Genomic DNA, 22,114 nt, shown 5'->3' on the forward strand with positions numbered 1-22,114 from the left:
ACTTGGAAATAATGAAAACGCTACAGCCTTTATGTGATTTCTTTAAAGCAATAGAGAAAGATTACAGAATTAGTATCACTCATATTGGTATATATGCTGCATTGTTGCAATATAGAACAAGTAAAGGGGATATTAATCCTATTGAAGTGTATCGCTATGAAATTATGTGGATAGCAAAAATAACAGGGCCGGTCACATACCACAAATGTATGCGTGAATTAAACGAGTATGGATATATTAGGTACGAGCCAAGTCGTAATAGAAAGAGGAGGAGCAAGGTTTATTTTATTTTGCTTGAAGATTGTATTGCTATATAATTTTTTAATAATTAGGTATTATGGAAGAGTTTACATTTGAAGATTTGCCAAATATCATGGGAAAATTATACCGAAAAATGGATAAAATTGAAAGGCTTCTTAAAGCCAAAAAGCGTAGTGATAAAGATAAGAACGAAGAGTTACTGACTATTGAAGGAGCTTCCAAACTTCTAAGTTTATCTGTAGCCACTATCTATACTAAAGTCTGTAAAAATGAAATACCAGTAAATAAACAAGGTAAACGACTTTATTTTTATCGTGAGGAATTACTTGATTGGATTAAATCCGGACGAATTAAAACAATTGCAGAAATACAAAATGAGGTTGAGGCTAAATTCAATTCTAAATTATCTTCCAAATAAACGGAACATATGATTTTCATTTTACACTATTAAAAGGCATCATTTTTAAATGATGCCTTTTTGTTTATTTACTTTAGTGTAATTCTTTCAGTAGTATCTCTTTTTTTCTGATTGATTATATGCGAATAGATTTGCGTTGTTTTTACATTTTTGTGCCCTAGCATTTTTGATACAGTGAAGATGTCTGTCCCTGCAGCCAATTGCAAAGTGGCATAAGTGTGGCGAAAACAATGAAAAGTAAAATGTTTGGTAATTCCTGCATGAGCTAACCATACAGGTAAAACTCGATCTACGTCCCATTTTTTTAGTCCATGGAACACTTTTTTATTAGGTTCTCCTCTTTCGCCGAATGTTTCGTATGCTTCATTTGATATGGGCATTGTTTGTAAACCTTCGGTTTTCTTCTGTTTGAATCTGATATAATAACCATCGTTTTCAATGTATTCTATTTCAGACCATTCTAACTTTGCTATATCTGAATATCTATTTCCAGTTAAAAGAGAAAACTTCGAAATTTTATATACGATGTCTTTGGAACAAGAAGTTGTAAAGAGCTTTTTTGCCTCCTCTAGGGTCAGAAAGTTACGTTGAGACTCCTGTTCTTTAATAGATTCGATACCAGCATTTATATCAGTTCGTAATTTTCCTTCTTTGTAAGCTCTTTTTAGAGTAGCTTTAATCTTATTATGATATGATAATGCTGTATTTCTAGATAATGTATTTCCATTTTTTCTTAGGCTCTTGGCTTTTAAGAGATAGTCTTTAAAATCGTCAATAAATGTTACAGTAATTTCCTTAAAAGATATATCTCGACCTTCAAGAAAGGCTTCGAAATGAATAATAGAACAGTTCCAAATCTGGTAATTATTTCCCTCTTTTTTATCAGACAATTTTTTGAAATATTTCAAGAATGACCCACGACCAATTTTATGTAATTCTAATTGCTCTTTTTCAAACTGGGAGTACACATCTTCTTTACGTAATTCATTTAGCCTCCTTATTTTGATTAATTCCGCAGTATGCTGGTTTTCTATATTAGAAATTTTCTGAATCTGGTTTTTAGGTTTGTCATAAAGATACAATTTTAGAAATTCCCGTCTGATGTACTGGTTTGTTTCGGTATTTAATATCGGTGGATAAAAATCCAAATAAAGTGATACTCTTCCGTTTGATATCGCTTTTTGTCTCAATGTTACATTACTCTTTTTCATTTTCTCTTGCATTAAATATAATATCGATATCCTTTTTTGCTACATAATTAAATTTACCTACTGCGTACTTAGCTATTCCTTGCCTTTGGATTAGCATATAAAGAGCTCCTGGTGATATACCAAATTTTTGCTGTATCTGTGTTATAGTATAGCAATTTTCTAATCCAGGAAATTCCTGGACAGGACGAAGTATGGACTGATCCAGGGGTATAGAGAAGAAGCTATCCAGATCGCATCTTCTGATAACAGTTCTAGATCCAAATTTGGCAATATCAAGTTCGCCGCGCTCGATGAGCCTGTAAATAGTCCTTCTGCTGATGCCGAGCAAATTACTGGCCTGATAAACATCGATATAATCTTTGGTCTTAATTACTTCAATATTTGGATTTTTGGCAATTTCCGTCTGTCTGTTGCTTTCTGCAATTTTTGACTGCCTAGTCCTTGATTTGTAAGCCTTTGAACTGCATTTAAGCGAACAGAATTTTGTCTTTGTTGTCTGTGCTGTAAACTCATTTTGGCAGAATTGACAGACTCTTGTAATCTTCATTTTTGAACTCATATAAATGTGACTTTAAGTGTCCCACTGTGACTATGTGTGTCTCTATGTGCCATCATTTGGCCAAAAAAAAATATTTTTTTGTACCTCGTTTTTTGAGGTACAAATGGGGTACAAATTTAAGCAAAATAAAACATAACAACTAAAAGAAAGGAAAAATAAAAACGAGTTAAAATATTGGTTATCAATACTTTAACTCGTTTGTTTGTTGTTGTTTTGCGTTATTTTGTCTATCTATTTTCCAATGCAAAAATTAGCAAAGATATTTCCAAGCAATTCATCATTTGATACTTGACCAGTAATCAGCCCAAATTGGTATAAAGCTTCACGAATATCTAAAGCCATTAGGTCGCTAGAGAGATTGGTTTCGAGACCGTATTTTACTTTTTGTATTTCGTCTAGTGCTTTAAGTAACGAATCGTAATGTCTGGTGTTGGTTACAATAGTTTCGTTATTTCGTAATGCTCCAGTATTTACAAAAGAAAGCAAGCGATTTTTTAATTCATCTACACCTATATTTTCTTTTGCCGAGATAGTTTCAAGTGTAACGTTTAGCGGTTGAAGTTGATTATGAATGTTTTGAATTTCTTCTTTAGTAAGTAAATCTACTTTGTTAATTACAACAAGTAGAGGCTTTAAAGGATATTTGTTTTTTACTTTTTCTATTTCGATGATGTACTCAGAACTTTGAGCTTTAAATTTTAAGCTATCAAATAAATAAAGAACAACTTGTGCTTGTTCTATTTTCTCGAAGGTTTTCTTGATTCCGATACTTTCTACATAATCAACAGTTTCACGAATTCCTGCTGTATCAATAAAACGGAAACCGATTCCGCCAATAACTAGTTCATCTTCGATAGTATCACGAGTTGTTCCAGCAATTTCTGAAACTATGGCGCGTTCTTCGTTTAGTAAAGCATTTAATAAAGTCGATTTTCCAACATTTGGTTCACCAACAATAGCAACGGGAATTCCGTTTTTAATTACATTTCCAACGGCAAAAGAGTCGATTAAACGTTTTAATACAAACTCGATACGATTTAGTAATTCATGAAATTGGGTTCTGTCAGCAAATTCTACATCTTCTTCGGCAAAGTCTAATTCTAGTTCTATAAGCGAAGCAAAATTTAATAATTCCTCACGTAGTTTGGCTATTTCGTTACTGAAACCACCGCGCATTTGTTGCATTGCGATTTGATGTGATGCTTCATTGTCAGATGTGATTAAATCGGCTACAGCTTCGGCTTGAGATAAGTCTAGTTTTCCGTTTAAGAATGCACGAAGTGTAAACTCTCCAGGATCTGCCATTCGACAACCTTTACGAAGTAATAGTTGAATTATTTGTTGTTGGATATAAGTAGATCCGTGACATGATATTTCGATAGTATTTTCGCCTGTATAGGAATTTGGTCCTTTAAATACAGAAACCAAAACTTCGTCAAGGGTTTTCGAACCATCTACGATATGACCTAAATGTAAAGTATGTGTTTTTTGTTTAGTTAAATCTTTATTTTTAATAGATTGAAAAACACCGCTACCAATTGTAATGGCATCACTACCCGAAATACGGATTATGGCAATTGCTCCAGCTCCCGAAGGTGTTGCGAGAGCTACTATAGAATCTTGATTTATCATGCTGCAAAGGTATAAAAAAAGGCTAGAAGTTCCGAAGAGAAGGATTGTGTAAAATGGATTCTTCTATATAGAATATTATACTTGGTTTTTTAAATTAACCGCAAAGAGTGTTAACGTTTGCACAAAGCTTGTAAAGCGGTGAAAGTTGAATAGTGAGAGGTAAGATGAGAGCTTCAACTGAGACTGAGCACTGCAACTGAACACTTATATTAAGAAATTATAAAATGTTAAATAACTGATAATTGTCATATCGACGAGGCTGTTTTATGGTTAAATTTGAGAAACTAACATATAATCCAACTGTACGATGAAAAGAATATTATTCCCCACCGATTTTTCTGAAGTAGCTACAAATGCTTTTGTACATGCTTTAGAATTTGCAAAACAAGTTAAAGGAGAACTCGTTTTGTTGCACACTTTTGAGATTCCGGTTTACGACAGTCAGTTTTTTCCAGAAAATTTTGCAATAATATATAATTCATTAGAGTTGTCTAAATTCGAAATGTTTAAAGATCAGATTCCAAAACTTCGCGAAATTGCCGAAGGGCGTAATCTGGATGATATTGTAATGAATCACCGCTTGATGGATGGTGATTTGGTTTACAACATGAAAAAAGCGATTAAAGAGGATAATATAGACTTTGTGGTAATGGGAACTTCTGGTATTTCGGGCTGGGAAAACTTTTTCTTAGGTACCAATACCGATGCTGTAATATCTGGGGTAGAAGTGCCTATTTTATGTGTTCCTGGAGAGTCTGAATTTAAGAAAGTAAAAACTATCGGATTTACTACACGTTACCGCGAGAAAGATAAAAAAGAACTTCATAAAGTTTTGACCATAGCCAAAAAAATGAATGCCAAAGTTAAATGTCTTTATGTAAGAACTCAGAATACTGATGTGTCTGATGCTACGATTAAAGAATGGGAAGCTGACTTCAAAGATGAGCCTATTCAGTTTTTGGTACTTCCATGTGAAGAGGTTAAAGAAACGATTCTGGATTTTGTTTTATATAAAGACATTGATGTTTTAGCGATGATTGCTTATAAACGTAGTTTTTTCGAAAGTTTATTTCATCCTAGTTTTACTAAGAAATTGACAAAGGATATAGCGATTCCGGTTTTGATTATGCACGAGCAATAGTTTTGAGTTGATTTCTAAATTCTATAGCAGAGACGCAAAGGAAATTATTTTCTTTGCGTCTCTGCTACTTTGCATAAATAAGTACAAAGCTTTCATTGTGATGAGAAATTATTAATTATTTCCTAGTGTTTAAAGTAGTTATTTCGTCACTGTAAACTTATATTTGTATTTCAATATAATTTCTAAAAAAGGGATAATTACTTTAAATCAATGGAAGAATATAAAAAGAATGTTAGCAGTTATTCAGATGCTTTAAGTGCAATTAATAAAAAATACAATAGCATTAGTTTATTACGACTTTTGAGTATTGTTTTCTGTTTGGTTTTAGGTTATTATTATATCAAAACAGATACTACAGTATATCTTGTTTCTGCAGCTTTATTATTCATTGGTTTTATTGTTTTAATGCGTATTCATGCGAAGTTGTCTTTTAAAAAGAAACTTACAGAAACGCTTTTAAAGATTAATAAAAATGAAATTACTTTCCTAAAAAGAGAAAAACTTCCTTTTGAGAACGGACAAGAGTTTATCGATTTTCATCATCCATATGCTTATGATTTAGATATTTTTGGAGAACATTCTTTATTTCAGAGTCTTAATAGAACTGGAACTTTTGTTGGAAAGAAAACATTAGCAAATCAGTTATTACATAATTTAACTAATGACGAAATTACCAAAAACCAAGATGCGATACATGAACTTGAATCTAAGCTAGATTGGCGTCAGAAGTTTTTAGCGCTTGCAGTATTAGGACGAGATACTAAAGAAGCTTATCAGGCATTACTAAATTGGAAGGATGGTAAAAGTGCTCCTATTTCAAAAATGATGTCTATATTAATGTATGTTTTGCCAGCTACTTTTGGAGCGTTATTAATTGCTTATTTTGTAACTTCAAATGTTACTTTTTTATCTTACATTACTTTTACATTTATTCTGAACACGACAATTTTAGGTATGTTCTTTAAAAGAATTCAAACTGAAATTGCCAAAGCCGAGAATATTGATACAATTATTAAACAATATGGTTTATTGGTTAAGGAGATTGAAAACGAAACTTTTAAATCAGATAAATTAATTAAGCTACAAAATAAGTTGATTTACAAGAATGCTAAAGCAAGTATTCATTTAAAACAATTGTCGGAGTTGTTTTCGAACATGGATACAATCAATAATTTTGTATCTGCTTTGTTGTTTAATGGTACTTTTTTGTTCAATCTTCATGTTTTAAAAAATCTTTTAAATTGGAAAACCAATCACGCATCTGTTCTGGAAGAATGGCTAAATGTAATTGGTGAATTTGAAATACTAAATAGCTTAGCCAATTTTTCTCATAACAATCAGGATTTTGTGTTTCCTGAACTGAATACAGATTTTAAAATTGGTTTTTCTAATCTAAATCATCCATTATTAAATCCAGAAACTAGAGTAGGGAATGAAGTGCAATTTTTCCCAGAATCGTTTATGATTCTTACGGGGTCGAATATGTCTGGAAAAAGCACCTTTTTGCGTAGCTTGGGTATTAATATGGTTTTGGGAGGAATAGGTTCTGTAGTATGCGCAAATAAAGCTACAATGCATCCGTTGCCAGTTTTGGTTTCGATGCGTCTATCAGATTCCTTGTCTGATAGTGAATCGTACTTTTTTGCCGAAATTAAGCGTTTAAAACAAATTATGGATGCACTGGAGGATAAGCCTGCTTTTGTGCTCTTAGATGAGATTTTAAGAGGGACAAATTCCGATGATAAACGTAACGGAACTATCGAGGTTGTAAAAAAGGTAATTGCAAAAAAAGCTATTGGTGCAATTGCAACTCACGATATCGAAGTTTGCTTAACTACAAATGAATATCCTGATATCTTAACGAATCAATGTTTTGAGGTTGAGATAAAAAATAATGATCTACATTTTGATTATAAACTCCGTGAAGGTATCTGCAAAAATAAAAGCGCTACTTTCTTGATGCAAAAAATGGGTGTGATTTAGGCGGAAAGATGGGAGAAGAAAGATGATAGATGCAAGAGAGTAGAGTTAAGAAAAAAGATATTAAATAATAGAGTAAAGACTACATGTAGAGTAAAGACTATATTTGTTTTATTATCCTGAACAGACTCGAATAACGCATTTTTTTTACGGAAACTTGTCCTTCCGATGCAGGAGGAATTCCCACGAGTAACTCCATAATCTTTGTTGAACTGTTTGGGGAGCTTTATTTTTCTTAGCTATACTTAACGAAGGAAAGGAACTTCAACAAAATAAAAAAACCGCAATTTCTAAAAGAAGTTGCGGTTTTTTAAGTATAAAAATGGTTGGTTAATAGCGTAATTGTTATGCAATAATAAGTATTATATTTGAATATCAAAAATCTAATATAACAAAAACATAATTAAATGTTAACTATTTAGCATTACCGGCATAACCAACATGGTTACTGTTTCTCCATCTTCTAAACCATCTACAGGAGTTAGGATTCCTGCTCTGTTTGGTAAAGACATTTCCAACATAATCATATCTGATTGTAAGTTTGTCAACATTTCGGTAAGGAAACGTGAGTTGAATCCGATTTGTAAGTCATCACCTTGGTAATCACAAGTCAATCTTTCTTCGGCTTTGTTTGAGTAATCAATATCTTCGGCAGAAACATTTAATTCTGCTCCAGCGATTTTCAAACGAATTTGGTGTGTAGTTTTATTAGAGAAAATAGCCACACGACGTACTGAACTTAAAAATAAAGAACGGTCAATCATTAACTTATTTGGATTCTCTTTTGGAATTACTGCTTCGTAGTTTGGATATTTCCCATCGATTAAACGACACATCAAAATGTAGTTATCGAATGAGAAAGTAGCATTAGAATCGTTGTATTCGATTTTTACTTCAGCGTCAGAAGCTCCTAAGATACTTTTTAAGATATTCAAAGGTTTCTTTGGCATAATAAAATCAGCTACTTGTGATGCTTTTACATCTGTACGAGCATACTTTACTAATTTGTGAGCATCTGTAGCAACAAATATTAATCCTTCTGGCGAAAACTGGAAGAATACTCCAGACATTACCGGACGTAAATCGTCATTACCAGCAGCAAATATTGTTTTGCTAATAGCTGTAGCCAAAACATCTGATGGAACTAGAGTAACCGAAGGCTCTTCTAGGTTTACTGATTTAGGAAATTCTTCTCCAGCTGCATATGCCAATGCATATTTTCCTGAGTTAGAACTAATTTCTACAGTATTATTATCTTCAACAGTAAATGTTAAAGGTTGTTCTGGAAATGTTTTAAGAATTTCTAGTAATAATTTTGCAGGTATTGCAACACTTCCTTTGCTCGTAGAATCAATCGCTAAAGTTGCAGACATCGTCGTTTCAAGATCCGATGAAGAAACTGTTAATTCATTATTGTCTAATTCAAATAGAAAGTTGTCTAAAATAGGTAACGTATTGTTACTATTGATTACACTACCTAAAACTTGTAATTGCTTTAATAAGTACGAACTCGATACTATAAATTTCATCTCTTTTGTTTTATTTTTTGGTATATATTTTAGCTTGGAAAATGACTAGAATACATTTTTACAAATATATCGTAAACAATCCTAGTATCCCAAATTTTTTATTAACATCTATTTGCTGTATTTTCTTTTACGAAGGAAAGTAAATACAAGCCCAAAGACCAATAATATTAGAATTGGTAGTCCGATAGTTATGAATTGCGTAATGGTATACTCTTGATAAACCTTTTCTTTGTCTAATAATGGTAAATTAAGATCCTTGCTTCTAATGTTAATAAGTCCTGTGTCGTCTAGTAAATAATTAACACAATTCATTAAGAAATCTTTGTTGTCGTATAAATTTCCTGAACGTTGGTCGTAACCTAATTCTACAGGAGTTAAATTTTTATCCAGCTGATTGCGCACTAAATCTCCATCAGAAATTACAATCATTTTGGTTGCTTTTCCTTTTGTTTGAAATGTTTTTTGTTCAAATGGTAAAACACGATTTTCGTACATCGAATGGAAATCACCTTCTAATAAAACTGATAGTGGGATATTTCCTTTGTTTATATAATCTTTTGGCGAAGCTTCTTCGGTTACTATATTCAAATTGATTTCGGCAGGAGTTCCAATTTTTTTAGAATAAGGTGATGATTGCAAAAGAACCGTTTTTTTAATACCATTTTTTAGGGTATCAATTGGGTTGGCAAAATCAAATTTTATCCCGCCTAGATTTTTTACAATCGGATGTCTGCTTTCAGGTTTAACTTGAGGAGCAAATTTCCAAATGAAATCCTGATATTGAGTTGCGCTTCCTTGTTCGCCCGTAGCCAGTTTAATTGGACTTCCTTGTTCGTCTTTTACCAAATCAGGGTTAATTCTGAATCCGTATTTAAAGAACATGTCATTAAGATTTAAATCTCTCGGGTAAGCCAGTGTAGCTCCAGATTGATTGTATAAACTATCCATTTCGGCGTTTACCTGATCTACAAGCCACAAAGTTTTTCCTCCGTTTATGATAAACTGATCAAGAACTTGTTTTTCGCCATCTGTAAATGCTTCTGTAGGTTTAGCAATAATAGCCAAATCATATTTTTGTAAAGCATCTAAAGTTCCAATTGGATTTTTTGCAACAGAATCTAAAGTAAATGGACCAATGTGATAGCTTTCGCGAATTTGCATCAGGAATTTTGCCATGAAAATCTCTTTCATTTCGCCATTTCCTCTTATTATTGCAACCTTTTTTTGTTTCTCTTTGGTAATTTTATTCAATGCATCGGCAATAGAATATTCCAAATGCTGTACAGAACCAATTACTTTTTGAGTAGTCGAAGCTCCCATTTGGTTTTTTAATAAAGGGATATTTACCTCTTTATTATTATAGACTGCAATTGCCCAAGGAAAAACCATTGCTTGCGATTGTTTTCCTTTGTCGTCTACAGTTATGTTTATAGGAGTAAGTCCTTTGCGATATAATTCTTTAACCATATCCATGCTTTCGTCTTCGTTTTCCAGAGGATTAACGAATTCAAAAACAATATTTTTATTATAAGCCTGAAACTCTTCTAATAATTGCTGAGTTTCTTGTTCCAAACGTTTAAACTCGGCAGGTAAATCGCCTTGCATATAAATTTTTATAGACAACGGATTATGAACCTGTTTGATAATACTTAATGAAGTAGGTGATAAAGTATATCTTTTGTCTTTTGTTAAATCAAAACGGTGAAATACAAATGTACCCGCAATATTTAAGACAATTAAAATTATAACTGTAATGAGTAACGTTTTTATATTTTTTTGAGAAGAAATTTTCATTACGATTTAAAAGATTTTAGTTGATATACAGTAAACGAAAGGAAAAGCACCGTTATACTTAAAAAATAAATTACATCGCGTGTATCGATAACGCCTCGGCTCATACTCTTAAAATGATTTTGCATTCCTAATGATGAAATCACATTCATGAATCCAGGAACTATAGTCGATAGACCTTCGAAACCAAAATAAAAGAAGAAGCATAAAAATACTGCTATAATAAAAGCTACGATTTGATTTTCGGATAATGTAGAAGTAAAAATTCCGATAGCGGTATAAGCTGCAATCAGGAATAATAATCCAAAATACGAACCAATTGTACTTCCCATATCTATGTTTCCTTCTGGTAATCCTAAACTAGAAACTACTTTTACATATATAAATGTTGGAATAATAGCCATTATGATTAAAAGTAATGAACCAATAAATTTTCCGTTTACAATTTGCCAAATGCTCAATGGTTTTGTAAGTAATAATTCGATTGTGCCTTGTTTTTTCTCATCAGAAAAACTACGCATGGTTACTGCCGGAATCAGGAATGTTAAAATCCATGGTGCCAAAGTAAAGAATGGAGTAAGGTCGGCAAAACCAGTATTAAGGATGTTGTATTCTCCTTGAAAAACCCATAAAAATAAGCCATTACTAATCAGGAAGATTGCAATGACCAAATAGCCAATGGGAGATCCAAAAAAGGATTTTATTTCTCGTAAAACGATTGATTTCATATTTTAACGTTAATTTGTTTATTCGGGTATTCGTTATATTTTGTTTAAAAGTTTAATGTTTAAAGTTTTCTAATCTGTGGTAGAAAAATTAACCGCAAAGGCCGCAAAGATTTCGCAAAGGTCGCAATCCTAATGCTTCGGGATGAAATCTTTTAATCTTGATAATCTGTGGCATAAAAACTCATAAACTCTTCATTTTCCTTAATCTCTTAATGGTTCAAATTTTTTATTTTAATGTTATCCATTCTTAAACCAATGAAACTAATTTGTCTACACTCCAGGCTTCGGGTTTTGCATTGAATAAGGCTTTGGTAAATGTCCAAACCGTATTAAAAAGTTCCGATTGTCTGTAATTTTCCAAGTCGGCTTCGGTTTCCCAATAACTATATGTGAAAAATATATTTTTATTGTCTTTGTCTTGATACAATTCTAAAAAACGATTTCCGGGAGCATTTCGTATTTTGTCTTTTACACTATTAAAATTTTCCATGAAAGCAGGAATTTTCTCTTCGTGAAAACTCATTTTTACTATTCTAACAAACATTTTTATAATTTTAGATTGAGAAATGGCTTATATGCGAGCAAAAATACCAAAATAGATTATTCTTTCTATTAATATTTTTCTTGTTATGAGAAACTATTTCTAAGAATATAAAAGTTATTGGGATTAAACTCTAAATTTTGTTGGTTAATTCTTAAACTGAATTAAAATTGTATCACGATAATTAAGACCTAGTAAACTATTTGCTGAGCCAACTTTTGATGGATTACTTCTGAAAATAGCAATTTCTAGAAAACCTGCTTCGTTAAAAATAGCTAGTTTTTCTCCTTCATAAGTTTTGATAGGATATTTTTCGGAACTGGCTATTGCCGAGTAATTTGGTAAAATAGTTTTGATGCTTTTGGGTTTCATCACAATCTCATAAGGACGTCCTCGTGCGACTTCCAGAAATTGCCTTTTGGAAATATTGGTTACTACGTTACCAAAATGGTCAATATAGGATACATATCCTTTTAGCGAATTTCCATCGTTTCCTACTATCGACTGTAGTTCGGTTATTTGCTTGATGCTTTGTGTTTCTTTTCCAATAACATTTAGCAAACCACCTTTGGCGATATGACAGGCAACTTTTATAAAAACATCCAGATCGCTGGCATCACCTGGTAATCGGTCGTGTATATTAATGAAAACTATTTTTTGCGGAACAATCTTTTGCGTAAGCATACTTAATATACCATTATCGGCGCAAATAAAGTAATGATCGTTCCATTGCATTGCTATATGTTGGTTCTCTTTATTGCGCTCTATATCGACACCAATAAGGTGTACAGTTCCTTTAGGGAAACTAAAATAAGATGCACCAATAATATAACTTGCTTCGGTTGTATTAAATGGATCGATGTCATGTGAAATGTCTACAATTGTAGCTTCGGAATATTCGGATAATATTTTCCCTTTCAGCGCGCCTACAAAGTGGTCTTTTAAGCCGTAATCGGTAGTAAGGGTAATTATTGACATCATTTTGTTTATAACTATTGATAGTATTTAAATCTAATTTTCATTAAATTTGAGAAATGCAAAGCTAATAATAGTAAACGCAAAATGGAAGGAAAGAAAAGATAAATTGTATTTTAAAAATAAGTAAAATTATAGTAGTCTCAGTTTACAGTTACAGTATTCAGTTTATAAACGAAATAGCATTTTTTTAAAGAAGTGAGATTTCGTTGAAAATATAAATGGTAACTGAAACTGAACACTGGGACTGAAAACTAAAAAAGAACCCGACAGCCATTTGATTTATAAAAAATTAATTTTAATTTAAAACTACCTCATTTGAACGAAAGAATAATCGAGCTAATAGACATCGCTCCAAAAGACTTTTGGGGCGCTCAAGACACTCATCTTGAAATAATTAAAAAGTACTACCCAAAGCTTAAAATAGTAGCGAGAGGGACGACTTTAAAGGCGTTTGGCGAAAAAGAAGTCTTAGATGAATTCGAGAAAAGATTTCAAAGATTGATGCTTCATTTTACCCGATACAACAACATTGATGATAATGTAATTGAACGTGTGATTATGAGCGATGGTCAGGATGAAAAAAAGGCATACGATCATGACAAAATATTAGTTCATGGAGTTGCTGGTAAAATTATCAAGGCCATGACGCCTAACCAACAATTATTGGTCGATACCATTAAAAAAAATGATATGGTATTTGCTGTTGGACCAGCTGGAACAGGAAAAACGTATACGGGTGTTGCAATGGCTGTTAAAGCACTTAAAGATAAAGAAGTAAAAAGGATCATACTTACACGACCAGCAGTAGAAGCAGGGGAGAACCTCGGATTTTTACCTGGCGATATGAAAGAAAAACTAGATCCATACATGCAACCTCTTTATGATGCTTTGCGCGATATGTTGCCAAATGAAAAACTAGAGGATTACATTTTAAAAGGAATTATCCAGATTGCTCCACTTGCTTTTATGCGTGGGCGTACACTAGATAATGCATTTGTAATTTTGGATGAAGCACAAAACACAACACATTCTCAAATGAAAATGTTCCTGACCCGTATGGGGAAAAATGCTAAATTCATGATTACAGGAGATCCTGGTCAGGTCGATTTACCACGCCGAACTATTTCTGGACTTAAAGAAGCTATATTGGTTCTTAAAGATGTAGAAGGCATTGGTATTATCTATCTTGATGATAAAGATATTGTACGCCATCGATTGGTAAAAAAAGTAATTGATGCTTACAAACAAATCGAAAACAACGATTAACCCCATGGAATGGTTCTTGAAAAATGTCAAATGTAAATCGTAAAATGTGTTTTGATATTTAATGATATTCGTTTTATACATCTCTTTATAGAAATGCATAAAACGAATATTTTTTTTGAATGACTTAGTTAATTTATGTTAAGGAAATAGTAAAGTTTAACTTATTTCTTCCGTATTTATCGGTTTTCTTTGCTTCCCATTTTACAAAGCGATAAATTTGTAAATAATAAATATTTGATACTCAATATGAATTCAGAATCTAAAAAAATAAAAGTAATCATTACCGATTTAGATGGTACATTACTTAATCCAGACCATAAAGTTTCTCCTTATACAAAATCAGTTTTTCAAGAACTTTACAACCAAAAATATCTTATTATAGTTGCTACAGGGCGCCATCATCTAGATGCAATGGGAATTATTGATACCTTAGGGATTCCTGTTTATCTGGTAAGTTCTAATGGAGCACGTATACATTCGCCAGAAAAGAAAGAACTTTTCGCTTTTGATATTGCAAGCGATGTTGTAAAATCGGCTTTAAGTGTAGATATTGACCCAGAAATTACAACAGTTTTATTTAAAGAAAACGTTTGGCTTACTAATAGAATGAGCGAAAAACTGAATGCTTTTCAGGCTGATTTAGTTTATCACCCAGAATTAGTCGATTATTCAAAGTTAGAAGACTATGAAGCCATAAAAATATTTTTCACACATGATAACCATGAAAAATTGGTTGCATTAAAAGATGTTATTTTAAGTAAAAATTCTGATGTTTTGCATCATGCTTTTAGTTTACCTAACTGTCTTGAGTTTATGGATAAATCTGTAGATAAAAGTGTAGCAATTGCTAAAGTTTTAGAATTAGAGAATGCTACTTTTGATGAGGCTATTTCTTTTGGTGACGGTTTTAACGATTTAAAAATGTTATCTTCTACAGGAAAAGCTTTGATTATGGGTAATGCCCCTCAGAATTTAAAAAATGAGTTACCACATATTGAAGTTATTGAAACAAATAGAGAAGATGGTGTAGCAAAATATTTAACGGAGAATGTTTTGGGTAAAGTTTCGGTTACGATTTAAAATATAAATATAGAGGAAATCCATTTTGTCTGCTTTACGGTTAATAGTCTAAGTTTTATCCGCAATATTGTCTTTCTGACCAGGAAGAATCTCCGCGAGTAGCTCGTTAAGATTGTCTATAATGGAACGTGGATGAGACGGATTTGCTAAAGCGAAAACACGATCCCGAAGCGTCGGGACGGATTTTTAATCATTGCGACCTCTGCGTAACTCTTTGCGATCTCTGCGGTTATTTTTTAGCCACAGATTATAAAGATTAAAAGGATTTCTAACCTTTGCGTAACTCTTTGCGAACTTTGCGGTTAATTTTTTTATTACAAATTAGAAAGATTTTTTTAATTGCTTTCAAAGTGTATTTTTGTGTTAATCAAATAACATAAAAATGACTAAAAATATCTTTGTACTTGCTTTCTTAGCTTTTTCAATATCTGGGAAAAGTCAAAGCCTGAAGCTTGAAGAAATCATGAAAGGGGATTCTTTTACAGGTGTCCAACCGACTAATCAGCATTGGAGCTTGGATGGAAAAAAGATTTACTTTGATTGGAATCCGAATAATGATTTAGGTTTAAGTACTTACTATTGGGAAAAAGGAATGACCAAACCTGCATTGGCTCAGTCAAAAGAAGCAGCTTTTTCGCAATTGGATTTTAAAAGAAATGGAACATCCGATATAGTTTATTACATCGATAATGGCGGTTTATATTCTTACTCTATAAATAATAGAATTTCAAAAAAAATATTCCAGCAATCGAATCCGATTTCTAATTTAGAAGTAGGCTTTGAAGCTGGAATTTTGTTTTTTCAGCAAAATGATAATTTGTTTAAATACAATACCAAGGAAGGTACGATTGTGCAAATCTCAAATTTTAATAGCGGTGACAAAGCTGAGAAGGAATCAAATAAAGATTCTTTTCTGAAAACACAACAAAAAGAATTATTCCAATTTATTAGAGACAAAGAAGCTAAGAAAGAATGGAATAAAGCTAAAAAGAATAGCGTTAAATCTGATTTCCCTAAAGGATATTATTATGGAAAAAAAGACGAATTACAAAGTCTTAAAGTAAATCCAAATGGAAATTTTGCAACATTTAGTTTAATTGAAAAATTGGATGTTAAAAAAGAAACAATGGAAGTTTTTATAACAGCCGATGGTTATAATCAATCGCCAGAAACGAAAGAAAAAGTTTCGGTAGATAATTTTGTAAAGACCAAATTCGGAATTTATTCAGTTGCTAAAGATTCGGTTTATTTTGTCAATTTTTCTACTTTAAGTCATATTCAGGATGTTCCTAAATATTATGATTCGTATGAAAAGCTTAAGAACAAAGAAAAATCAGATAAGCTAATTACTGTTCAGGCTCCAGTTTATAATGCCAGTGGTTCATTGGCTATAGCGGAAATAAGAAGTCAGGATAATAAAGACAGATGGCTAATTAGTCTTGATTTAGACAAAGGAACTTTTCAGGAAATAGAGCACCAGCATGACGAAGCTTGGATTGGTGGACCTGGAATTCCTTCTTATGCTTTCGATTCGGGAACTTTGGGATTCCTTTCGGATAATGAAACTATTTACTTTCAATCAGAAGTTACAGGATATTCTCATTTATATACTTATAATTTAAAAACTAAAAAGAAAACACAACTTACTAATGGTAATTGGGAAGTAAGAGATGTGAGTTTATCAAAAGATAAAAAGACTTTTTATTTAACGACAAACACAACTCATCCAGGTAATAGAAACTTCTATAAACTGGCTGCTGCCAATGGTGTGCTTGAACCGATTTTAACTAAAGATGGTGCTCATGAAGTAAGTTTATCTCCAGATGAAAAAACATTATTAGTACGTTATTCTTATAAAAATAAGCCTTGGGATTTATACATTGCCGAGAATAAGAGGAATACAACATTACAACAAATAACGTCTTCGACTACTGAGGAGTTTAAAAAATACCCTTGGAGAGAACCTGAGGTAATTACGTTTAAGGCGCAAGATGGTACCACTGTTTATGCGAGAATATATACTCCAAAAGCAGAGAAGTCTAATAAAGCAGCTGTGTTATTTGTTCATGGAGCGGGGTATTTGCAAAATGCACACAACTATTGGAGCAACTACCACAGAGAATATATGTTTCATAATATGCTGACGGATTTGGGTTATACTGTTTTGGATATTGATTATAGAGGTAGTGATGGTTATGGTCGTGATGTAAGAACTGGGATATACCGTTTTATGGGTGGAAAAGATTTATCTGATCAAATAGATGGAAAGAAATATCTAGTTGATAATTACGGAATCGATGCGAATAGAGTTGGAATATATGGTGGTTCTTATGGAGGTTTTATCACTTTGATGGGAATGCTTACAACTCCGGGAGAATTTGCTTCGGGAGCTGCATTGCGATCTGTTACCGATTGGGCTCATTACAATCATGGTTATACAGGTAATATCCTTAATTTTCCTGAAACTGATCCTGATGCTTACAAAAAAAGCTCACCGATTTATTTTGCAGATAACTTAAAAGGAAATTTATTGATGCTTCATGGTATGGTTGATGATAATGTAGAATATAAAGATATTGTACGTATGTCTCAACGTTTTATGGAATTAGGTAAAAAGAATTGGAGTCTTTCGTCATTTCCTGTAGAAGCACATGGATTTAAAGAAACCTATTCCTGGATTGATGAATACGATAGAATCTTGAATTTATTTAATACAACACTTTTAAAAAAATAAGTTTAGAGTTCTAGTTATTCAGTCGCAGTTCCAGTATTCAGTTGCAGTATGTAAACTGTGACTGAAAACTGAATACTTTCTTGCTTGCTCTTTTAAATAGTTTTAAATTTGCATTCATAAAACACGAAACAACACAACACAACAAATAATAATGAGCAATACAATTACAACTACTAATTTTAATTTTCCAAATCAGAAATCGGTTTATCGCGGAAAAGTTAGAGAAGTTTATAATATCAACGATGAACTTTTGGTTATGGTTGCTACAGACAGGCTTTCGGCTTTTGATGTAGTTTTGCCAAAAGGGATTCCTTATAAGGGACAAATCTTAAACCAGATTGCGACTAAATTTATGGAACTTACTCAAGATATTGTTCCTAATTGGTTAATTGCAACACCAGATCCAAACGTAGCTGTAGGTCATTTATGTGACCCATTTAAAGTAGAAATGGTTATTCGTGGTTATGTTTCTGGTCATGCTGCTCGTGAATATGCTGCGGGGAAAAGACAAATATGTGGGGTAACAATGGCGGAAGGTTTAAAGGAAAATGATAAATTTCCGGAGCCTATTATTACACCAACTACAAAAGCTGATAATGGATCGCATGACGAAGATATTTCTCGCGAAGATATTTTGGCTAAAGGAATTGTTTCTGAAGAAGATTATTTGGTTTTAGAAAAATATACAAAAGCCTTATTCCAGAGAGGAACTGAGATTGCTGCAAGTCGCGGATTAATCTTAGTGGATACTAAATATGAGTTTGGAAAAACTAAAGATGGTGTAATTGTTTTAATAGACGAAATTCATACTCCAGATTCTTCTCGTTATTTTTATGCAGAAGGATATCAGGAAAGACAAGATAAAGACGAAGAACAAAAACAATTATCTAAAGAGTTTGTTCGTCGTTGGTTAATCGAAAATGGGTTTCAAGGACAAGAAGGACAACAAATTCCTGATATGACTGATGCTTATATCGAATCTGTATCTGAGCGTTATATCGAATTATATGAAAACATTCTTGGAGAAAAATTCGTTAAAGCCGATATTAATAATATTGACGAACGTATTGAGAAAAACGTAATAGCTTATTTGAGTAAATAATATTTTACTTTAAAATAGATTAAAAGAAACCCCGCAATTTAAAGTTGCGGGGTTATTTTTTGCGCTACTGTTTGCCTTCTTGAATTACTTTTAAATTTTGAAGGCCAGTTTCGAGTTGTTCTCCAAGCATTTGATCCATATTCATAAATGCTAACATTAAATTCATAGGATATGGTGATCTACCATCAAATCCCCATTTCACTTTAGTTTGTGTTGGAGAAATGGCTTCAGTTGTCATATAAGCCATATCGGTAGATTCAAATGGAATTTTAAAACGAAGTTCAAATTCCAATCGTTCACCTGGAATAATTTTTTTTATTTCTTGTTCTCCTTTACCTACGTTTTTATCCTTGCTTTCCCAACCAGCTATTGCGCCAACGGTACCATCGGTTCCGGTAAATGTCTTCTTCATTGCAGGATCTAACTTGGCCCAAACACTAAAATTATCTTGATTTTTTAAATATTTCACATAATTAAAGATACTTTCTTTTGGTTTATTTATAGTGACTTCTCTTTCTACATGATATTCATTTGGTAAAAATAGAGCGACTATTAATGCTAGTATTACAATACTTAAAATTGCGAGAAGAATTTTTTTTATAACTTTCATAAATTTAAAATTAAGTGGTTTATAATTATTTTGATTGTTTATACTTAAACTCTGATTCATAACAATTAATCCAATCTTCTACAGACATTTTTTGTACTAGTTGCGCTATTAGTTCAAATGGGATATCATCCATTTTTTTAAACCGAATGCAGCTTTTTCCCATGTCCAATTTTTGTTTGCTATATTTAGGATATTCTGAAACAAACCATTCTAGTAATTCTGGTTTTGCATAAATTCCCATATGGTATAATGCCACAAAGTTTTTTTGAGATGCAATGTTTATAAATGGCAAAGGCAATTTTGGATTGCAATGATAACCTGCAGGATAAATAGAATGTGGTACAAGATAGCCTAACATTCCGTAGCTCAATTCTTCAGTAAAACCTTTAGGAAGATTATTAAGTATAGTTTCTCGAAGTTTAAGAAAAGTAGCTTTTCTTTCTTCAGGAAGTGATGTTAAATATTCTTCTATTGTTGTTGCTGATGATTGCATTTTAAGTTTTTAATGTAAAGTTAAATAAATTTTAGTATTCTGAATTTTAATTGGTTATAAAATAAAATCAGTAAGTTTTATTTGTTTTTAAATATAATGCAACCTTTTGACTCTTTTTGTCGTCTTACTAATATATGAGATAAGTTTTTATGCAATTTATCTAAGTAGTGTAACATTTTGCTTATTTGTGTATCATTTATTAACTGTATATTTTACTGAAGAGAATAATAATCAATCAATCAATCAATCAATCAATCAATCAATCAATCAATCAATCAATCAATCAATCAATCAATCATGAAAAAGTCAATCGTTTATTTAGGAGTTGCTTTAGTCGCTTTTGCAAATTTAGCGTCAGCATCAAGCACCAGTTCAACTATCAAAGTATTCAGTAATGAGAAACATATCGTTCAGGGATATGATAGAAGCCCTCTTAATGTTGCTATTAGCAAGGGTGATATCGATACTGTGAAGAAATTCATTGAATATGGTGCTGATGTAAATAAAGTAATAGACAAAATGTCTCCATTAATGGCCGCAGCTCGTTATAATCGAGTTGAAATTATGAAATTTCTTGTATCTAAAGGAGCTGAACTTGATACGGAAAATGAGAATGGCTACACAGCTTTAAAATATGCAGAAGTTTCTAAAGCAAAAGATGCTGCTGCTTTTTTAAAAACTATCATAAAAAAATAACTGTTATTGGAAGCCTACTATAAAAGACCCAAATTTAAATTTGCGGTCTTTTTTGTTTAGAAAGGATTTAGATTTTTATTAATTCATTAAAAAAATAAATACAAAAAAACTATTTAGTTCTGTAACATTTAGATTTTTTGGATGTCTTAATAATTAGTATTTATCTTAGAATTTGGAAGAATTCTAAAATCATCAATCAAATCAATCATCATGAAAAAATCAATCGTTTATTTAGGAGTAGCTTTAATAGCTTTAACCAATGGTGTACAAGCTTCAAGCTCTAACTACAAAATATTTACAAGTGCTACACATATCAATTATGATGTTAGTCCTTTAAATATTGCAATTTGTAAGGGAGATATTGAAACCGTTAAAAGACTTATAGAATACGGAGCTAATGTAAATAAAGTATCGGGAGGATTAACTCCGCTAATGACAGCAGCTCGTTATAATAAAGTTGAAATTATTAAACTTTTACTTGAAAAAGGAGCTAATCCTTATACCACTGCCGAAAATGGATATAATGCTTTAAGATTTGCAGAAGTCTCTAAAGCAGTAGATGCAGTAGCCTTTTTAAAGCAATATTAGCCTTATACGTTTTAGTAAGTAAAACCTTTAAGCCCGAGTTTAGGTAGCAGGTTTCTTTAAATTCTTCTTTTTAATTTGTTTGTTTTAAGGTATTGATATTTAGATATTTATTTTTTTTAAATAATTGTGTAACATTTAGTTTGTTTATGCGTCTTTATAATAAGTAGGTTCTTTTTAAAAACAATAATTTAAAGTTGAGGTTCTAATTTTAAGAGAATGTTAATTGTTAGTTAAAACAAAGTACCTTGCAAAGCATAATACCAAAAATAAATATATATTTGTATAAGAATTACAAAGCATTTAAAATCATCAATCAAAATTAATTATCAATCACAATCAATCAAAAAATCAATCATCATGAAAAAGTCAATCGTTTATTTAGGAGTAGCTTTAGTAGCTTTTGTTAATGTTTCTTTAGCTTCAAATTCAGTTCAGCATTCATTTGCTAATGACAAAATTATCGTTTCAACTTACGATTCTACACCATTAAATGTTGCTATAAGCAAAGGTGACATTGAAACTGTTAAAAAGTTTATAGAATACGGTGCAAATGTAAATGAAACGGCAGATGGAATGTCTCCGTTAATGACAGCAGCCCGTTACAATAAAGTTGAAATTTTAAAAATTTTAATCGAAAAAGGAGCTAATGTTGATGCTAAAGATGAAAAAGGGTATACAGCTTTAAAATATGCAGAACTATCTAATGCTAAAGATGCTGTAGCAATTTTAAAACACGCATAACATAATAACATTAACTGTTGTTTAGTTTTATTAAT

General features: G+C 31.8%; 21 protein-coding genes. 11 read left to right on the plus strand and 10 right to left on the minus strand.

The genetic code is table 11. The annotated features are described in order from the left end of the window. Positions 1–11: 11 nt before the first annotated feature. Together B8T70_RS09220 and B8T70_RS09225 are read left to right on the plus strand one after the other, a co-directional pair. Entirely contained in the window at positions 12–317 is a 306-nt protein-coding gene (locus B8T70_RS09220; RefSeq protein ID WP_039114937.1) for a hypothetical protein, read from the plus strand. A gap of 20 nt (positions 318–337) precedes the next feature. Next, the gene (locus tag B8T70_RS09225) at positions 338–679 is read left to right on the plus strand and encodes a helix-turn-helix domain-containing protein (RefSeq protein ID WP_039114935.1); all 342 of its coding nucleotides are present in this window, start codon (positions 338–340) and stop codon (positions 677–679) included. A 68-nt stretch (positions 680–747) separates the two neighbouring features. Here B8T70_RS09225 and B8T70_RS09230 read toward each other — a convergent pair whose 3' ends face one another. The 3 genes from B8T70_RS09230 to mnmE all read right to left on the minus strand — a co-directional run bounded on the left by B8T70_RS09230 (position 748) and on the right by mnmE (position 4,081). Then, positions 748–1,890 (minus strand): site-specific integrase, encoded by a 1,143-nt coding sequence (locus B8T70_RS09230; protein ID WP_039115157.1) that lies wholly within the window; start codon positions 1,888–1,890, stop codon positions 748–750. Next, complete coding sequence (locus B8T70_RS09235) at positions 1,877–2,437, minus strand: helix-turn-helix domain-containing protein (protein WP_240474754.1); 561 nt, start codon at positions 2,435–2,437, stop codon at positions 1,877–1,879. The genes B8T70_RS09230 and B8T70_RS09235 overlap by 14 nt, the downstream gene beginning before the upstream one ends. A 243-nt stretch (positions 2,438–2,680) precedes the next feature. Then, positions 2,681–4,081: a tRNA uridine-5-carboxymethylaminomethyl(34) synthesis GTPase MnmE gene (gene mnmE, locus B8T70_RS09240; protein WP_086894673.1), complete on the minus strand. Its 1,401-nt coding sequence runs from the start codon at positions 4,079–4,081 to the stop codon at positions 2,681–2,683. 307 nt (positions 4,082–4,388) lie between these two features. On the opposite strand from mnmE, the gene B8T70_RS09245 reads away from it, so the two are divergent. Then, on the plus strand, positions 4,389–5,222 hold the full coding sequence (locus tag B8T70_RS09245; RefSeq protein ID WP_086894674.1) for a universal stress protein: 834 nt from the start codon (positions 4,389–4,391) through the stop codon (positions 5,220–5,222). A 210-nt stretch (positions 5,223–5,432) separates the two neighbouring features. After that, the gene (locus tag B8T70_RS09250; RefSeq protein ID WP_086894675.1) at positions 5,433–7,205 is read left to right on the plus strand and encodes a DNA mismatch repair protein; all 1,773 of its coding nucleotides are present in this window, start codon (positions 5,433–5,435) and stop codon (positions 7,203–7,205) included. 407 nt (positions 7,206–7,612) lie between these two features. Here B8T70_RS09250 and dnaN read toward each other — a convergent pair whose 3' ends face one another. From dnaN to B8T70_RS09275, 5 genes are all read right to left on the minus strand, one after another. Then, positions 7,613–8,731 (minus strand): DNA polymerase III subunit beta, encoded by a 1,119-nt coding sequence (dnaN, locus tag B8T70_RS09255; protein WP_039114927.1) that lies wholly within the window; start codon positions 8,729–8,731, stop codon positions 7,613–7,615. 108 nt (positions 8,732–8,839) lie between these two features. Beyond that, positions 8,840–10,525 carry a gliding motility-associated ABC transporter substrate-binding protein GldG gene (gene gldG / locus B8T70_RS09260; RefSeq protein WP_086894676.1) on the minus strand — a complete coding sequence of 562 codons (1,686 nt, stop codon included), beginning with the start codon at positions 10,523–10,525 and terminating at the stop codon, positions 8,840–8,842. Next, a complete protein-coding gene (gene gldF / locus B8T70_RS09265) occupies positions 10,525–11,250 on the minus strand; it encodes a gliding motility-associated ABC transporter permease subunit GldF (protein ID WP_039114924.1) in 726 nt (241 codons plus the stop codon). Before gldF ends, gldG begins: the two co-directional genes overlap by 1 nt. A 247-nt stretch (positions 11,251–11,497) precedes the next feature. After that, positions 11,498–11,794 carry a putative quinol monooxygenase gene (locus tag B8T70_RS09270; RefSeq protein WP_039114923.1) on the minus strand — a complete coding sequence of 99 codons (297 nt, stop codon included), beginning with the start codon at positions 11,792–11,794 and terminating at the stop codon, positions 11,498–11,500. A gap of 144 nt (positions 11,795–11,938) precedes the next feature. Further along, on the minus strand, positions 11,939–12,769 hold the full coding sequence (locus B8T70_RS09275; RefSeq protein WP_039114921.1) for an S-adenosyl-l-methionine hydroxide adenosyltransferase family protein: 831 nt from the start codon (positions 12,767–12,769) through the stop codon (positions 11,939–11,941). 315 nt (positions 12,770–13,084) lie between these two features. Between B8T70_RS09275 and B8T70_RS09280 the strand changes: the two genes are divergently transcribed. The 4 genes from B8T70_RS09280 to B8T70_RS09295 all read left to right on the plus strand — a co-directional run bounded on the left by B8T70_RS09280 (position 13,085) and on the right by B8T70_RS09295 (position 18,951). Next, the gene (locus B8T70_RS09280; RefSeq protein ID WP_035627373.1) at positions 13,085–14,035 is read left to right on the plus strand and encodes a PhoH family protein; all 951 of its coding nucleotides are present in this window, start codon (positions 13,085–13,087) and stop codon (positions 14,033–14,035) included. A 246-nt stretch (positions 14,036–14,281) separates the two neighbouring features. Then, complete coding sequence (locus tag B8T70_RS09285) at positions 14,282–15,115, plus strand: Cof-type HAD-IIB family hydrolase (protein WP_086894677.1); 834 nt, start codon at positions 14,282–14,284, stop codon at positions 15,113–15,115. A gap of 382 nt (positions 15,116–15,497) precedes the next feature. Further along, positions 15,498–17,849: a prolyl oligopeptidase family serine peptidase gene (locus B8T70_RS09290; RefSeq protein WP_086894678.1), complete on the plus strand. Its 2,352-nt coding sequence runs from the start codon at positions 15,498–15,500 to the stop codon at positions 17,847–17,849. Positions 17,850–18,000: 151 nt separating this feature from the next. After that, complete coding sequence (locus B8T70_RS09295; protein WP_086894679.1) at positions 18,001–18,951, plus strand: phosphoribosylaminoimidazolesuccinocarboxamide synthase; 951 nt, start codon at positions 18,001–18,003, stop codon at positions 18,949–18,951. 64 nt (positions 18,952–19,015) lie between these two features. Here the strand turns inward: B8T70_RS09295 and B8T70_RS09300 are convergent, their stop codons facing one another. Together B8T70_RS09300 and B8T70_RS09305 are read right to left on the minus strand one after the other, a co-directional pair. Then, the gene (locus B8T70_RS09300) at positions 19,016–19,561 is read right to left on the minus strand and encodes an SRPBCC family protein (protein ID WP_086894684.1); all 546 of its coding nucleotides are present in this window, start codon (positions 19,559–19,561) and stop codon (positions 19,016–19,018) included. Positions 19,562–19,586: 25 nt separating this feature from the next. Beyond that, a complete protein-coding gene (locus B8T70_RS09305; RefSeq protein ID WP_086894680.1) occupies positions 19,587–20,054 on the minus strand; it encodes a DUF1801 domain-containing protein in 468 nt (155 codons plus the stop codon). 297 nt (positions 20,055–20,351) lie between these two features. Here B8T70_RS09305 and B8T70_RS09310 point away from each other — a divergent pair, with 297 nt between their 5' ends. From B8T70_RS09310 to B8T70_RS09320, 3 genes are all read left to right on the plus strand, one after another. Further along, the gene (locus B8T70_RS09310) at positions 20,352–20,750 is read left to right on the plus strand and encodes an ankyrin repeat domain-containing protein (protein ID WP_086894681.1); all 399 of its coding nucleotides are present in this window, start codon (positions 20,352–20,354) and stop codon (positions 20,748–20,750) included. 210 nt (positions 20,751–20,960) lie between these two features. Next, positions 20,961–21,338 carry an ankyrin repeat domain-containing protein gene (locus B8T70_RS09315; RefSeq protein ID WP_086894682.1) on the plus strand — a complete coding sequence of 126 codons (378 nt, stop codon included), beginning with the start codon at positions 20,961–20,963 and terminating at the stop codon, positions 21,336–21,338. Between the two features lie 357 nt (positions 21,339–21,695). Next, positions 21,696–22,079: an ankyrin repeat domain-containing protein gene (locus tag B8T70_RS09320; RefSeq protein ID WP_035627414.1), complete on the plus strand. Its 384-nt coding sequence runs from the start codon at positions 21,696–21,698 to the stop codon at positions 22,077–22,079. Positions 22,080–22,114: the final 35 nt, after the last annotated feature.

Source organism: Flavobacterium sp. AJR, assembly GCF_002156885.1.
Classification (GTDB): Bacteria; Bacteroidota; Bacteroidia; order Flavobacteriales; family Flavobacteriaceae; genus Flavobacterium.